Below are 13,773 nucleotides of genomic sequence, written 5' to 3' on the forward strand. Positions count from 1 at the left end.
TCATGGCGCGCGCACCGTCACGCTCGTGTGTGTACCTGCTCGAACTCGGCGGCGAAGACGACGCGTTCGCGGCCCAGGAAGCCCGAAGCGCCGCCGTCGACGTCGAGCCACTCGCACCGGGGCTCGCGATGGCGTCCACCATCGTCCCCGAACGAATTCGCGGGCTCGCCTACACGCACCGGGCGAGCGAACTCGTCGGACACACCGACGCCGACCCGGCGAGCGCTCGCGCGCTGCTTGAAGCGGCACCTCTCGACCGCGAGGGAAGCGTTGCCGTCCGCGCGACGGACGTGAAGGGGACGACGGGCGTCGACACTGCCGCGGCCGAGCGGGCGCTCGGACAGGTACTGGTCGATCGTGGCTTCGATGTCGATCTCGAGACGCCGGATCACGAGCTTCGCGTGGCGTTCTCGACGGGAGCGACGGCCGCCGATGCGGCGGGCGCGCGAGAAAACGGACCGGACGCGGCGGACGAACTAGCTGCACAGGAGGACGACGCGGACGCGACGACTGAATCCGCATCCGTCTGCGCGCTCGGCTGGCTCGCCGCCGAGAGCGTCCGCGACTTCGGCGAGCGTCGACCGACGGATAAGCCGTTCTTCCAGCCGGGGAGCATGGATCCGCTGCTCGCACGCGCGATCTCGAACCTCGCCGGCGCGCGGCCGGGGACGACGATCCTCGATCCGATGTGTGGCACCGGCGGCGTCCTCGTGGAAGCGGGCTTGCTCGGCGCCGACGTGATCGGGACCGACGCCCAGTCGAAGATGGTTCGGGGCGCGCGCGAGAACTTGACGCATTTCCTCGACCGCGGGGCGCCGTCACCGGTCGGCGTCGAGCGCGGCGACTGGTTTGTCGCGCGCGGCGACGGGACCCAACTCCCGCTTCCCGACGACGCTGTCGACGCCGTCGTCTTCGACGCGCCCTACGGCCGCCAATCGAAGATCGAGACCCACCGGCTCTCGGATCTGGTGTCGGGTGCGCTCTCGGAGTCGCGTCGCGTCGCCGGTCGGGCGGTCCTCGTCGCGGATCGGTCGTGGGCCGCGGAGGCGCGCGCGGCCGACTGGACGATCGAGGCGTCCTTCGAACGGCGCGTCCACCGCTCGCTGACGCGGTACGTACTGGTACTCGGCCCCGCAGACGCTCCCTCGTGAGAGTAACTGCCCGTTCTCGCGCACCGGGGACCGGGTGTGGCTTTTTTGGCCTGGTTCGCCAAGAGACGGTCGATGGACCCGGAAACACTGCGCGAGCGACTCCAGGAGAACGGTGAACTGATGGTCAACGTCTCGGACTTCGACGCCCAAATCGAGTTGCACCTCCACGACACTGAGATCGAGGAAGACACCGTGACACTCGAACTCGTCGACGGCACGCTCGAGTTCGACACCGACGAGGTCATCGGGGCGTGGAAACACTACCACTCCCTCGAGGACTACGGCCTGGATTGACGAGGAGTCAGCGAACGCGACGAATTGCGCCTGGAGAGCGAGATTCCGAGCGGTGCCGGTCCAAGCGCCCGATTCGAGAAGACGTTCGAGATTCGAGAAAGCGTTCCAGCTACGTTATCGCGAGCGCGCCCGCTCGCGGAGCGTTGCTCCTTCGTCGGTTTCGACGTCGAGATCGGGGACGGAGACGGTCTCCCCCGCCTCGTCGATCGCGACGAACGTGAACGATGAGGCCGTCGTCCGCTCGGTGTCGCCCGTCTGCGGGTTCTCGCGCCAGGCCCGGAGCGCGACCTCGGCGCTCGTCTCACCGGCGTCGAAGACGTAGGCCTCGATCAGCGCAGTGTCACCGACGTGGAGCGGGCGCTCGAAGGCGAGTTCTGTCACGCCGGCCGTGACGCAGGGCTCGCCGGCGAACCGCGTCGCCGCCATCGTCCCCACCTCGTCGAGCCACCGCATCAAATTGCCGCCGTGGAGCGTCCCCAGGCTGTTCGCGTGATGCGGTTCGACCCGAAATCGATTCCGGATGCGGGTCTCGAGAAGCGTCGGCATACCTGACACACGTCCGGTTAGGTCAATAGACTGGCGCCGAACGTGTCCACCCAGGACGATGCTGGTAGCGCACATATCCAGCGAGAGAGTGATGTCCCGTCCGCGTTCGATTGGCTCCTGTACCACCGGTCGCGGGAAAAGTCCGCAATGCACCGCTGCTGTCGTCAGTCTTTCCGGCCGAGTTCCGACAGCAGGTGCGAGACGTGAATCCGGTCGCTGGTCCCTTCCTGCATGCCGAACTCGATATCCGCTGCCAGGCGATGAAGCTCGGCGAGACGCTCGCCCTGATAGCGTTTGCGACCCTGTTGGAGGATCGCGTCGAGTACCTCCTGGCCGTCCAGGCCTTCGTCGACGAGGAGGTCGTCGAGCGTCTTCCGGGCGTCCGTGAACGCACCGGCCTCAGCGTCGTCTAACATCCCGTCGATCTCGTCGTCGAGTCCGACCTCACCGAGGATCTCGTAGGCCGCGCTCATCGTGATCTCGTCGGCGTCGACGGCGGTCGTCTGGGCCGCGAGGATCGCCTCGCGGAGGTTCCCGCCGGCGTAGCCGGCGACGAACTCCAGTCCGTCGGCGTCGTACTCGACGCCCTCGGCCTCGACGATCGGTTCGAGCACCGAGACGATCTCCTCGCTCGTGGGCGCCCGCATCGTCACGGGGAAACACCGCGAGCGGATCGGCGGGATCAGCTTCGTCGGCTGGCGCGTCGTGACGATGAAGCGCGTCGTCCGGTGGTGTTGCTCCATGATCCGGCGCAGCGCCTGCTGGAAGTCCTCGCGGACGGCCTCGGCGTTGTCGAGCAAGAGCGTCTTGTGGTCGCCGGCGACGGGCGCGTAGCTCGCCGACTCCTTCAAGACGTGGTTGATCATGTCCCGTTTGGACATGTCCGAGCGGCCGACGAGGAAGCCCTCGAAGCGGGGATCGTTTTTGATCTCCGTCTTCGTCCGGCCGAAGAAGTCGGCGACGTTGATCTCGATCAGGTCCGAATCCGGGTTGGCGTGCGTTTCGCGGGCCAGCGCCCGGGCGGCAGCGGTCTTGCCGCTTCCCGGCGGCCCCTGCAGAATCAGGTTCAGGGGCTCCTCGACGGTCTGGCCCAGCGTTTCGCGAGCGTCGTCCTGCGGGAGCTCCGCGAGCGTGGGGGCGTACGCCTCGGTCCACAGCGGCGCGTCCATCGATGCGGGCTAGGGGAAGCCATCGTAAGAATCGGTCGGTTGGCATCGCGTTCGGACCGCGATCGAGTGCCACCTCGACGGTGAGCCAGGTCGACGAACTCAGTCCGTCTCGGCCTCCGGGACCTGTACCGTTGCCCGCACCGGATTGTCGTCGAGTTCGTACGGGGCCGGCTCCGCGCCCGCGGCGGGGTCGTCGCGGTAGACGATCGCCGTCAGGTTCGACCCGGGTGTGACGTTGCCGACGTCGAGCTCGACGCCCGCGTGGACGCCTGGCGAGAGACGGTCGCTAGTCGCCAGCCGCGTGCCGTTGTCGTCCTCGACGGCGACGTAGCCACCTTCGGGGACGCCGGCCTCGACGACCAGTTCCGACGTCGAGACGTTCTCGACGGTGACGTGGGCCGGTCCGTCGTACTCGACGTCGATTTCGTCTAGCGTCCCGTTTCGTTCGGTGTAGACGCCGTAGGTGTGCGTTCCATTGCCGATGTCGGCCAGATCGACCTCGTAGGTGACCTCGCGCGTCTCGTCCGCAGCGAGCGAGAACACCTTCCGCTCGTAGAGATCGCCGTCGACCCGGAACTCGGCGTGCTGGCGGAGTTCGTTCGCCGTCGGATTACGGATCTCCGCGACGAACTCGACCGGTTCGCTGGTTCGGCCCTCCGACGGCCCCGACAGTGACGTGACGACGAACGAGTTTTCGACGTCTTCGGGGCGCTCGACGGCCGTCACCGACGCCGTCTCGGAGACGGGATAGCCGTCGACGACGTAGGGGCGGTCACTCTCACCGTCCTCGTCTCGCGGATCGAAGTCCCTGTCGTCGCTACTGTCTATGTGCGCGGTTGCCGTCAGGCTCCCATAGAGAGAGCCGTCTGCCTCCGCAGTCGCCTCGACGGTGACGTTGTCGTGACTCCCCTCCGAGAGGTGCTCCGACACGCCCACGACGCTTCCCGATTCGTCGGTCACGACGACGAACCCACCCTCGGAGAGTGAAACGGACGAGACGACGACCGACTGGCCGTCGGATTCTTGCGAGTCGAACGTGAGCGAGGCTTCGGGCTCCTGGGCGACCTCGGCGCCGAAGAGTTCGGGCGCCTGTCCGACCACCAGCCCGGCCCCAACCACGATACCGATGGCGATCAACACGGCGACAACCAGTTTGAGACGACCGAGCGAGGTGGACGGAGACATGTAGTGGTGTCGTACGAATTCCTACGTGCTGGACGTACTTTACTCATGCTTCGTCCCGAATTTCGATAGCTGTTTCCATCGTGGACGAATGGGGCGAAATCGACGGGCTGTGTCAAACGACGGGGCGGTTTCGAAGGGGGTTTAGGCGCCTGCATCCGACCACGTACTGATGTCGTTACGCGTGACGTTCCTCGGGACCAGCGGGGCGATACCGACGGTCGCCCGCAATCCGAGTTCGATCTTCGTCGCCCGGGAGGGAGACTCGTTGCTCTTCGACGCCGGCGAGGGAACCCAGCGCCAGCTCATGCGCTACGGGACCGGCTTCGACATCTCCGAGCTGTTCGTCACGCACGCACACGGCGATCACGTCCTCGGGATCCCGGGCCTCTTGCAGACGATGGACTTCAACGACCGCGAGCGGAAACTCCGGATTCACGCGCCGCGCGGAACGCGCCGCCAGGTACGCGAACTGGCGTTTTCACTCGATGCACACATCTCGTTTCCCGTCGAAATTACGGACGTCGACGACGGCGACGTCGTTTACCACGGCGACGAGTACGAAGTCCGTGCCTTCCGGACGGATCACGATACCCGGTCGGTCGGCTACGCGCTGGTCGAAGACGAGCGCAAGGGCCGGTTCGACCGCGAGCGCGCGGAGGAACTCGGCGTGCCAGTCGGCCCGAAGTTCTCGCAGCTCCACGAGGGGAACTCGATCGAACTCGACGACGGGACCGTGGTCAGACCGGAACAGGTCGTCGGCGAGCCGCGACCAGGGCGCAGTCTCGTCTACACCGGGGACACCCGCCCCACGGCGCGGACGGTCGAGATTGCCGACGAGCCGGACCTGCTGATCCACGACGCGACGTTCGCCGACGACCGCGCCGAGCGGGCCGCCGACACCGCCCACTCGACGGCCCGGCAAGCCGCCGAAATCGCCAACCGGACCGGCGCCAAGCAGCTGGCACTGGTTCACCTCTCCTCGCGCTACGCCGGCGATCCCGCAGCCCACCTCGCGGAGGCCCGCGAGACGTTCTCGGGCGACGCCGACGACGTCTCCCTGCCCGACGACGGGGCCGAGATCGAGATTCCGTACCCGGACGCCTGAATCGGCCGCTGGCCGCGGCCCGTCAACCACTCGCGCCGTTCTCCCCGCCCGCGTCGGATTTATACGCGGTCCGACCCTATCGTCTGGCGTGCACACGCGAACGAGTGCGCTCGATTCGGTCGTCTTCGGCGTCGACGTCCACCAGGGAGACGTCCGCGGAGACGCCTCCTACGCGCTCGTGGTGTTGACCGACGACGGCGTCGAGCGAGACGTGGTCTCACACCGGAAGCTGCGGCGACTCATCGCCGATCGGGAACCGGCGATCGTCGCCACGGACAACATGTACGAACTCGCCGCGGACAAGGACGCCCTCATCCATTTTCTGGGCTCGCTCCCGGCGAAAACCAGGCTCGTCCAGGTGACCGGCGACGAGCGCCCGGAGCCCCTCTCCCGGGTCGCCAACCGTCACGGGATCCCGTACGGGTCCGATCCGATGCAGGAAGCCGAGGCCGCGGCGAGGCTCGCCGCGCACAACGTCGGCCAGGAGGTCTCCGCCTTTACGGACACGAGCGAGGTGAAGGTCTCGCGGGGTCGCTCGACCGGCAGCGGCGGCTGGAGCGAGGACCGCTATACGCGACGGATTCACGGCTCCGTCAAGAAGCGTGCTCGCGAGGTCGAATCCGAACTCGACGAGGCGAACATCGACTACGAGCGCGAGGTCCGCGAGGCCTACGGCGGCTTCGCCAACGCCATCTTCACCGTCCAGGCTCGGCCCGAGGACATTCCGGTCTCGGCGGCGCGCTCGGGCGACGTTCGCGTCGAGATCGAGCGCGAGCGCCGCGACGGCATCGAGTTTCGCCCGCTCGCCAAGCGACTCGAATACGTCGTCGTCGGGATCGATCCGGGCACGACGACCGCGGTCGCCGTCGTCTCCCTCGACGGGCAGGTCCACGACGTCTGGAGTTCACGAACGAGCGACACCGCCGACGTGATCGAGTGGATCGTCGAACGCGGGCGACCGGTCGTCGTCGCCGCGGACGTGACGCCGATCCCCGAGACGGTCGAGTCGTTCCGGCGGAGCTTCGACGCCGCCGCCTGGACGCCCGAGCGCGACATGGCGATCGACGAGAAACAGCACCGCACCCGCGAGCATCCCTACGACAACGATCACCAGCGCGACGCCCTCGCGGCCGCCCTCTTTGCCGCCGACGCCCACGAAGACCAGTTCGAGCGGATCGCCGCCAAGGTGCCGCCGGGCGTCGATCGCGGTGTCGTCATCGACCGCGTCGTCGCCGGCGAGGAGTCCGTCGAGGCGGTTCTGGCGGACCTTCAGGACGACGCCGAACCCGAGGAAGCCGAGGAGACTCACGAACCGCGAGAACTCACGCCCGAGGAAAAACGGATCCGCCAGCTCGAAAACCAGGTCGAGCGCCTCCAGGACCACGTCGCGGAGCTCGAAGGACAGGTAGCCGAGCGCGACGGGCAGATCGAATCGCTTGAGGACGACCTCGAAACGGCGCGGAGCGAGGCGCGCAGAGAGGTCCGAACCGATCGGGAGGTCACCCGGCTGAAGCGCCGGGCCGACCAGCTCGAACGCGAGCGCGACGAGGCCCGCGAGGAGGCCGCGGCGCTCGAAGACAAGGTCGACCGGATGAAGGCCCTCTGGAAGCTCGATCACTCGAACTTCGCCGACGTCTCCGCGAAGAAGGCCGGCCTCGTCCCCGTCAAGGTGATCGAGAAGTTCACCCGGGACGCGATCCGCGAGGCCGACGACGCCTACGGGCTGGCCCCCGACGACGTCGTCTTCCTCCGAGACGCGAGCGGCGCCGGTCGATCCACGGCGACCGCACTGGCCGAGTACGACCCCCGCGTCGTCTTGCGAGCCAAGGGCGGCCTCTCCGATGTCGCCGATCGCATCCTCTTCGACGCCGAGATTCCGGTCGCCCCCGCGGACGACGTCGCCATGCAGGAAGTCGACGAACTCGCCGTCGCCCGCGAAGACGACGTCGAAGCGGCCATCGAGGACTGGCGTGCCAGAGCGAGTGAACGCAAACGCGAACGCAAGGCGTCGATGGTCGACCGCGTCATCAGCGAACACCGGGCGGGCGACAACGAGGCGTGAATCGTCTCGGAGTCGGTACTATCGCGGCGTGATGGAGCCGACTCCGGCGACGGTGTGACGGAGCCGGGCCGATCGGAACTGGATGGCGAGGGGGCCGGACCGATCGGGACTCGACAGAAAGACGTCTGGGCCGATCAGAACATGCCGAACGATCGCATCACGGACGTGATCAGGCCCTTGGCCACGAGCGCGATACCGGCCAGGACGAGCGCGATTCCGCCCGCGATGACGGGATCTGCCACGGCGATGACGCCAATACCGGCGAGTAGCAGGACGATCCCGGCGAGTCCGCTCATTCCGAGCTTATCGATCATACGCCGAGTGGCCGGGCCTGACGAATAAAGACGCTGATTCGATTCCGATCGGCAACGGCCTGGGCACAGAGGGGCGTCCACTATGCTCGGAGCAACCGTTAACAGTTAAACGCCTCCGACCCGAACCGGCGCCCATGAGTGACGAGGAGGGCGGTCGGAAGAACCTCCGAATGCCTGACGACGACGAGGTGTTCGCGACCGTCACGGACATGCTGGGGGCGAACCGGGTCAAAGTGCGCTGTGCCGACGGAACGGAACGAACGGCCCGCATTCCGGGCAAGATGCAAAAGCGCATCTGGATCCGCGAGGACGACGTCGTCCTCGTCTCCCCGTGGGACTGGCAGGACGAGAAGGCCGACATCACCTGGCGCTACGAGAAGGCCGACGCCGATCAACTCCGGCGCGAAGGTCACATTCAGTAACCCGAACTTTTTCTCTGTTGGCGCGGCTGCGCCGCGCCCTCGGAAAAATCTTCAAAAGAGCCGGAGGCTCTTTTGGACGGGGCGATTCCAAAGGAATCGCTTGCAGTCGGCGCGGAGCGCCGACGACCTCGCGGAAGCGAAGCTTCCGCTTAGCTTCGATGAAAAGCACTCCTCCCTCCGTTACAGCCGCGCACAGCGCGGCTTCCACATCGGTCGTCGGCCCGCTCGCTCACTCCGTTCGCTCGCGGTGAGCGGTACAGGGCAGGTCAGTCGGACGCACCCGAATCCGCCGTCCCCAGTAATCGTCGCTAGTTACCCGGATTCCCCGCACTGGCGTCGAAGCGGCCTCTCACACCATTTATGACAGAAAATCAGCACAGCATATATGTAGGTCATGATCAATAGTCGGAGTCGTGATCGAACTGTGACTGACACGGCGACCGACGGCGGGAGTAGCGCAGTACCCGACGAACTCTCCGACTCGATCGGGGGCGAGGAGATCGAGTTCTACGGCGGTCGTGGGATGAGCGCGGTGCCGATCCTCTTTTTCATCCTGTGGGCAATCTTCCAGACCGCGTTCTTACGGATTTCGAGCGAGCGTGGGCTCGTCCTGGGCATCCTCGTCGGCCTGATCGTCGGGATGTTCTTCGTGAAGGGGTCCTGGCGAGGGTACGCGAGCACGATCTTCGAGGGGATGACCCAACCAGTCGCGGTGACGGCGATCGTCGCCTGGATCTGGGCGGGCATGTTCGCGGAGACGCTCCAAGAAGGGCAGTTCGTCGGGGGACTGATCTGGTTCGCCGACGTGACGGGCGTGACGGGTCCGCTCGTCCCGGCGATCACGTTCGTCCTCGCCGCGTTGCTCGCGACCGGCATCGGGACGGGCTACGGGACGACGATCGCGTTCGTCACCCTGTTCTTCCCGGCGGGGCTCGTCCTCGGCGCGAACCCCGTCTTGCTGTTCGGCGCGATCCTCTCGGGCGCCATCTTCGGCGACAACCTCGCACCCGTAAGCGACACGACAATCGTCAGCGCCGTCACGCAGGATTCGGACATCGGCGGCGTCGTCGCCTCGCGGTTCAAGTACGCGATCGTCGCCGCGGTTGTCGCCATTATCGGATACATCGTCGCAGGGTCAGTAATGGCGGGTGCGGACATCGCCGCCGACGCCAGCGCTATTCTGAGTGATGAGAGCAATCCGGCCGGGTTAGTTCACCTGCTCTCGATGGGCGTGGTGATCGTCACGGCCGTCTCCGGCCGACACATCGTCGAGGCGATCTCGTGGGGGATCGTCGTCGCTGTCGTCGCAAACCTCGCCCTCGGCCTGGCGTCCGCGGGCAAGATGCTCACCTTCCTGGCACCGAACACGGCGCCCGGAGCGGGGCTTCTGGAACCATTCCCGATCGTCGAGACCTTCGAACCCGGACCCGACGCGAGCGCCGCAGTAACCGGCAGCCTCGTCGAGGGCGCCGCCGGCTTCTTCACGCTCTCGATCCTGGTCCTGTTCATCATCGCCGCGGCCCAGATCATGATCCGGGGCGGCGCATTCCAGGCCGTCCTCGACTGGTCGCTCGACAGCCTCGCGACAAACGTCCGCAACGCCGAGTTGACGATGGTGGGTTCGGCCGCGCTGATCAACGCCACGATCACGATCAACACGGCCGCCGAGGTCGCGATCGGCCCCTACATCTCGAAGGTCGGCGAACGGTTCAACATCAACGGCTACCGACGTGCGAATATCCTAGACGCACAGACGTCCGCACTGGGCTACATCTTCCCGTGGTCCGGCGGCGTCTTGGTCGGCTTTACGACCATGCAGGATCTCCCGGACGAGTTCGGGTTCTTCACCGACGCGATGGTCGTCAACCCGATCGACGTCGTCCCGTTCGTCTTCCACGGCTGGCTGCTGGTGACAGTGTTCGTCCTCGCAGCGATCACCGGCTTCGGCCGCGAGTACACCATCGACCGCGAATCCGAGGAGGTGGCCCGCGTATGAGCCTCTTCGACGCCTTCCGCACCGGCTGGACGTTCAGAACGTCGACGCCCTCGCTCACGGTCGGCGACGAGGTGGGCGTCTTCATCCACCGACACCAAGAACACGCCGGTGACGGTGACGGCGCCGCGACCGCCACAGCCGATGCGACCGAAACGGATGCCGAGGACGGGTCGTCGTCCCAGGGTGTCGGTGTCGCCAGCATCGGAGATACCCAGCTGTACGTCGACGGGACCGGTCCCGAACACGTCGACAAACGCGTCCGCGTGCGAATCACCGAGTTCGACGAGTCGACCGCGACCGGCCGCGGCGAATTCGTCGCCGTCGTCGGCGAGAGCTCCTACGCCGGGTGATTCGGGAGCGGCGGGATCACTCGACGGTGAGCCCGTCCACAGGTCGGTCGAACACGGCGAGGATCAGTTCTGGTTCCCTGACTCGTGGAAGCCGGACCGTCCGGTCGGGCAGGTCGACGACCACCGTGGTCGTTCCGAGTCGCCCGTCGACCCAATCTCGTTCGACGCGGACGTCGCTCTCGTCCCACGCTTCGATGCGCCACAACGGCGACCCGAACAAGCCGTCGTACGCCAGGATCGAGTCGCCATCGATACGGTACTCGACACCCCAGTACCGGAGCCAGTAGTCGAGGTGGAGCAGAAGTATCGAAAGTAAAACGGCCAGCACGAGCAAGCCGACGACGACTCCCCAGGCGCCGGCAAGGGCGAACAGGAACGCAAAGAGAGCTATAAACATACCGGGCGTCCACGCGCTGGGTAATCGAACCCAGTGGGCACGCGTCGCGACCAGTCGACCGCCGAGAGGTGGTCGAATTCGTCGGTCCGCCTCCGGGAAACCGTCTCCGTGCGCTACCGTCGGTGATTCCGTCGACGTTTCGACATCGATACCGAACGAGTCGGCGAGCGAGTCCCCGAAGCCCGCAAACCGATCGCGGTAGATGCCGACGAGGTCGGCGCCAAGCTTAGCAACCACGAGACAGCCGACGAGTAATCCACCGGCGATCGACGGGTCGGCCGCGGAGAGCGGTTCGTCGTGTGCGACCGACGGATCGACGATGCCGGCGATGAGCCCCGACGTCAGTCCCACGAAGAACAGCACACAGCACCGCCAAAAGACGGGCCGAACCGCCGTCTGGGCGCTGGACTCGTGATAGCCCCCACGGTGGAAATACTCGATCACCGTGCGGCCACCTTCGATGCAGAAGAACGCCAGGGTAGCGTACGTCGCCACCTCGACGACGGCCGGTTCGAGTGCGCGCTCTCCGACGAACCCAAGTGAGAAGAGTCCCGCCACGAACCAGAGCACACAGAGCATCGGCGTGATGACGACGAGAACCGGCAGTGAGGAGAGCTGTATTCGGACGTCAGTCCGCGGCAGGGGGATGGCGGCGGATCGATCCGCGAGCACCCCGATCAACAGCGCCTCCCGGTTGAACTCGGACGGGCGCCCGGCGAAGAGCGCCCGGACGACGGCCCAGAACCCGACGACGGCGAGTTCGAACCAGTAGACGGTGACGAGCGTCGCCGCCCGCCAGCCGAACGCCAGGATCCCGAGAAGCGGGATGAGGTTCGTGACGACCGCGGCGTACACCTCGGCGCGGCGACCGTCGTCTCCAACCCAGTGGACGACGTGCATTCGTCTCGTTCGTTCCCCTCCCGTTAATAAACAGTTGCCATTTGGCTGACTGAACAGTGAGGAGGAGGCACCCCGGCAGTCGAGAAACCAAGAGCCGGCGTACAGACGCGGACTGTTCGATCGAAACTTACTGGGTCATCTCGTCCCAGTCCGGGACCAGTTCGCTATTCGCACCCGCAACCGAGATGGCATAGATCATGATCGGCATGACGAGCCCGACCACAACGAGAAACACGACGTCGACCTCGCCGCTCCGTTCGCGAAAGAGACCGACGTACTGGAGCACCGCCAGCGTTCCCAGGGAGACGAGTATCAATTTCGCGTACGCCGTCGGGTCGGGTGTTGGAAATCTCATGTGTCGCGTGGGCAACGGCATCTATACGTTCACGCGACGTGAAGCGTCCGGTTACAACCCAGCGACGTCTTCGATCGCGTCCGTGAGCGCCCGGATGCTCTCGACGTCGTGTTCGCCCATGTGGCCGATCCGGAACGTCTGCTCGCCGAGTTGCGACCCATAGCCGTTCGCAAAGACCATGTCGTACTCGTCGCTAACGGTCCCGATCGTCTCGGCGACGTCGATTCCCTGTGTGTTCTCGATACAGGCCACCGTCTGGGACTCGTAGCCGTCCTCGGGGAACAGTGCGAAGTGCTCGCGGGCCCACTCGCGGGTGTATTCAGCCATCTCGTGGTGGCGCTGGTCGCGGCCGTCGTGCCCTTCGTCGAGCATGTGCTTCATCTGTGTGCGATAGGCGAGCATGATCGGGATGGCCGGCGTCGAGTGGGTCTGGCCCTTGCGGTCGTAGTAGTCGATCGTGCGCTGGAAGCCGCCGTACCACGCGGCCGAGTCCGATTCGACCTCGCGTTCGTAGGCCTCGTCGCTGACGACACAGACGGCGAGGCCGGGCGGCATGGCGAAGGCCTTCTGGACGGAGGTGAAGATGACGTCGATCCCGTGGGCGTCGATGTCGACGGTGTCGCCGCCCAGCGAGGAGACGGCGTCGACGACGAAGTACGTGTCCGGGTACTCGGACACGACGTCGCCGATCGCCTCCACCGGATTCCTGACCCCGGTCGAACTCTCGTTCATCACGCAGGTGACGACATCGTAGTCGGTGTCACTCCCCTCGAGTCGGTCGCGAACGTCCTCGGGCTTGACCGCCTTGCCCCACTCGTATTCGAGGGTGTCGACCGATTTGCCGAGACGCTCGGCGACGTTCGCCTGTCGCTCCGAGAAACTCCCGCAGGTCGTACAGAGGACGTGTTCGTCGGCGAGGTTCTGGATCGCACTCTCCATGAACGCCGTCCCGGACCCGGAGAGGACGATCACGTCGTGGTCGGTGTCGAGGAACGTTTTCGTGTCCTCGACGATCGTCGTATAGAGGTCCGTCATGCGATCCATGCGGTGGCCGAACATCGGTTCGCACATCGACTCGACGACGTCCTCGCGGACCTCGGTCGGACCGGGAATGTACAGCGTCTTCTCGGGATAGTCGGCTCGGTATTCGCGTGTTTCGGTCACGGTATCACTGACGTAGCCCCAACTGTGTGGGGAACAGGTATGATCCTTGTGGAAATTTCGAACACGGTGGGATGCACAGCGAGGAATCAGGCGGATCGAGTGGCCGCCGTGGTTCCCCGGTCGAACCGACAGTAGAACGGCCCAATCTGTCGATACGAGAGCTAAAATCGGGCAGGTGACGGATCGTCGAATCCAACGCAAGCCGGTCTGGCAGGATACCTAGTGGTGTGCCTCTCGGATGAAAATGGGGCGTCGATGAAGTTCTTGCAGCGTCGTGTGGGACTGTCCGCGGGGTTTGAATCGTCCGGTCGCCTTACTGCACTTCGATGGTGCCTTCCATGTTCGGATGCGGCATACATCGGT

14 protein-coding genes are annotated in these 13,773 nt (G+C 65.7%); 7 read left to right on the forward strand and 7 right to left on the reverse strand.

Going from position 1 to position 13,773, the window contains the following annotated elements; genetic code table 11:
• Positions 1–29: 29 nt before the first annotated feature.
• Both C479_RS06505 and C479_RS06510 read left to right on the forward strand, forming a co-directional pair.
• Entirely contained in the window at positions 30–1,151 is a 1,122-nt protein-coding gene (locus tag C479_RS06505; protein WP_049907129.1) for a methyltransferase domain-containing protein, read from the forward strand.
• A 72-nt stretch (positions 1,152–1,223) separates the two neighbouring features.
• Entirely contained in the window at positions 1,224–1,445 is a 222-nt protein-coding gene (locus C479_RS06510; RefSeq protein ID WP_007699695.1) for a hypothetical protein, read from the forward strand.
• A 114-nt stretch (positions 1,446–1,559) separates the two neighbouring features.
• Here C479_RS06510 and C479_RS06515 read toward each other — a convergent pair whose 3' ends face one another.
• The 3 genes from C479_RS06515 to C479_RS06525 all read right to left on the reverse strand — a co-directional run bounded on the left by C479_RS06515 (position 1,560) and on the right by C479_RS06525 (position 4,345).
• Entirely contained in the window at positions 1,560–1,991 is a 432-nt protein-coding gene (locus C479_RS06515; protein WP_007699696.1) for an acyl-CoA thioesterase, read from the reverse strand.
• Between the two features lie 164 nt (positions 1,992–2,155).
• A complete protein-coding gene (locus tag C479_RS06520; protein WP_007699698.1) occupies positions 2,156–3,160 on the reverse strand; it encodes an AAA family ATPase in 1,005 nt (334 codons plus the stop codon).
• Between the two features lie 99 nt (positions 3,161–3,259).
• Positions 3,260–4,345: a DUF7282 domain-containing protein gene (locus tag C479_RS06525; RefSeq protein ID WP_007699701.1), complete on the reverse strand. Its 1,086-nt coding sequence runs from the start codon at positions 4,343–4,345 to the stop codon at positions 3,260–3,262.
• A 169-nt stretch (positions 4,346–4,514) separates the two neighbouring features.
• Here C479_RS06525 and rnz point away from each other — a divergent pair, with 169 nt between their 5' ends.
• Together rnz and C479_RS06535 are read left to right on the forward strand one after the other, a co-directional pair.
• A complete protein-coding gene (gene rnz / locus C479_RS06530; RefSeq protein ID WP_007699705.1) occupies positions 4,515–5,450 on the forward strand; it encodes a ribonuclease Z in 936 nt (311 codons plus the stop codon).
• A gap of 88 nt (positions 5,451–5,538) precedes the next feature.
• A complete protein-coding gene (locus tag C479_RS06535; protein WP_007699707.1) occupies positions 5,539–7,512 on the forward strand; it encodes a DUF460 domain-containing protein in 1,974 nt (657 codons plus the stop codon).
• A 134-nt stretch (positions 7,513–7,646) separates the two neighbouring features.
• On the opposite strand, the gene C479_RS06540 is transcribed toward C479_RS06535, so the two are convergent.
• A complete protein-coding gene (locus tag C479_RS06540; protein ID WP_007699709.1) occupies positions 7,647–7,826 on the reverse strand; it encodes a DUF7470 family protein in 180 nt (59 codons plus the stop codon).
• Between the two features lie 134 nt (positions 7,827–7,960).
• Between C479_RS06540 and eif1A the strand changes: the two genes are divergently transcribed.
• The 3 genes from eif1A to C479_RS06555 all read left to right on the forward strand — a co-directional run bounded on the left by eif1A (position 7,961) and on the right by C479_RS06555 (position 10,594).
• Complete coding sequence (eif1A, locus tag C479_RS06545; protein ID WP_007699716.1) at positions 7,961–8,248, forward strand: translation initiation factor eIF-1A; 288 nt, start codon at positions 7,961–7,963, stop codon at positions 8,246–8,248.
• 394 nt (positions 8,249–8,642) lie between these two features.
• Positions 8,643–10,244, forward strand: a complete 1,602-nt coding sequence (locus C479_RS06550) for a Na+/H+ antiporter NhaC family protein (protein ID WP_083893832.1) — start codon at positions 8,643–8,645, stop codon at positions 10,242–10,244.
• On the forward strand, positions 10,241–10,594 hold the full coding sequence (locus tag C479_RS06555) for a DUF7513 family protein (RefSeq protein ID WP_007699726.1): 354 nt from the start codon (positions 10,241–10,243) through the stop codon (positions 10,592–10,594). Before C479_RS06550 ends, C479_RS06555 begins: the two co-directional genes overlap by 4 nt.
• Before the next feature lie 16 nt (positions 10,595–10,610).
• Here C479_RS06555 and C479_RS06560 read toward each other — a convergent pair whose 3' ends face one another.
• From C479_RS06560 to C479_RS06570, 3 genes are all read right to left on the reverse strand, one after another.
• Positions 10,611–11,891 (reverse strand): DUF6498-containing protein, encoded by a 1,281-nt coding sequence (locus C479_RS06560; RefSeq protein WP_007699730.1) that lies wholly within the window; start codon positions 11,889–11,891, stop codon positions 10,611–10,613.
• Positions 11,892–12,018: 127 nt separating this feature from the next.
• On the reverse strand, positions 12,019–12,246 hold the full coding sequence (locus C479_RS06565) for a hypothetical protein (protein ID WP_007699735.1): 228 nt from the start codon (positions 12,244–12,246) through the stop codon (positions 12,019–12,021).
• Positions 12,247–12,297: 51 nt separating this feature from the next.
• Entirely contained in the window at positions 12,298–13,410 is a 1,113-nt protein-coding gene (locus C479_RS06570; protein ID WP_007699737.1) for a pyridoxal-phosphate-dependent aminotransferase family protein, read from the reverse strand.
• Between the last annotated feature and the right edge of the window lie 363 nt (positions 13,411–13,773).

It is taken from the genome of Halovivax asiaticus JCM 14624 (assembly GCF_000337515.1).
Taxonomy (GTDB): Archaea; Halobacteriota; Halobacteria; order Halobacteriales; family Natrialbaceae; genus Halovivax; species Halovivax asiaticus.

Coding starts and splice junctions, on each gene's coding strand:
- C479_RS06510 (WP_007699695.1), top strand. CDS start 1,224: ATGGACCCGGAAACACTGCGCGAGCGACTCCAGGAGAACGGTGAACTG.
- C479_RS06515 (WP_007699696.1), bottom strand. CDS start 1,991: ATGCCGACGCTTCTCGAGACCCGCATCCGGAATCGATTTCGGGTCGAA.
- C479_RS06520 (WP_007699698.1), bottom strand. CDS start 3,160: ATGGACGCGCCGCTGTGGACCGAGGCGTACGCCCCCACGCTCGCGGAG.
- C479_RS06525 (WP_007699701.1), bottom strand. CDS start 4,345: ATGTCTCCGTCCACCTCGCTCGGTCGTCTCAAACTGGTTGTCGCCGTG.
- rnz (WP_007699705.1), top strand. CDS start 4,515: ATGTCGTTACGCGTGACGTTCCTCGGGACCAGCGGGGCGATACCGACG.
- C479_RS06540 (WP_007699709.1), bottom strand. CDS start 7,826: ATGATCGATAAGCTCGGAATGAGCGGACTCGCCGGGATCGTCCTGCTA.
- eif1A (WP_007699716.1), top strand. CDS start 7,961: ATGAGTGACGAGGAGGGCGGTCGGAAGAACCTCCGAATGCCTGACGAC.
- C479_RS06550 (WP_083893832.1), top strand. CDS start 8,643: ATGATCAATAGTCGGAGTCGTGATCGAACTGTGACTGACACGGCGACC.
- C479_RS06555 (WP_007699726.1), top strand. CDS start 10,241: ATGAGCCTCTTCGACGCCTTCCGCACCGGCTGGACGTTCAGAACGTCG.
- C479_RS06560 (WP_007699730.1), bottom strand. CDS start 11,891: ATGCACGTCGTCCACTGGGTTGGAGACGACGGTCGCCGCGCCGAGGTG.
- C479_RS06565 (WP_007699735.1), bottom strand. CDS start 12,246: ATGAGATTTCCAACACCCGACCCGACGGCGTACGCGAAATTGATACTC.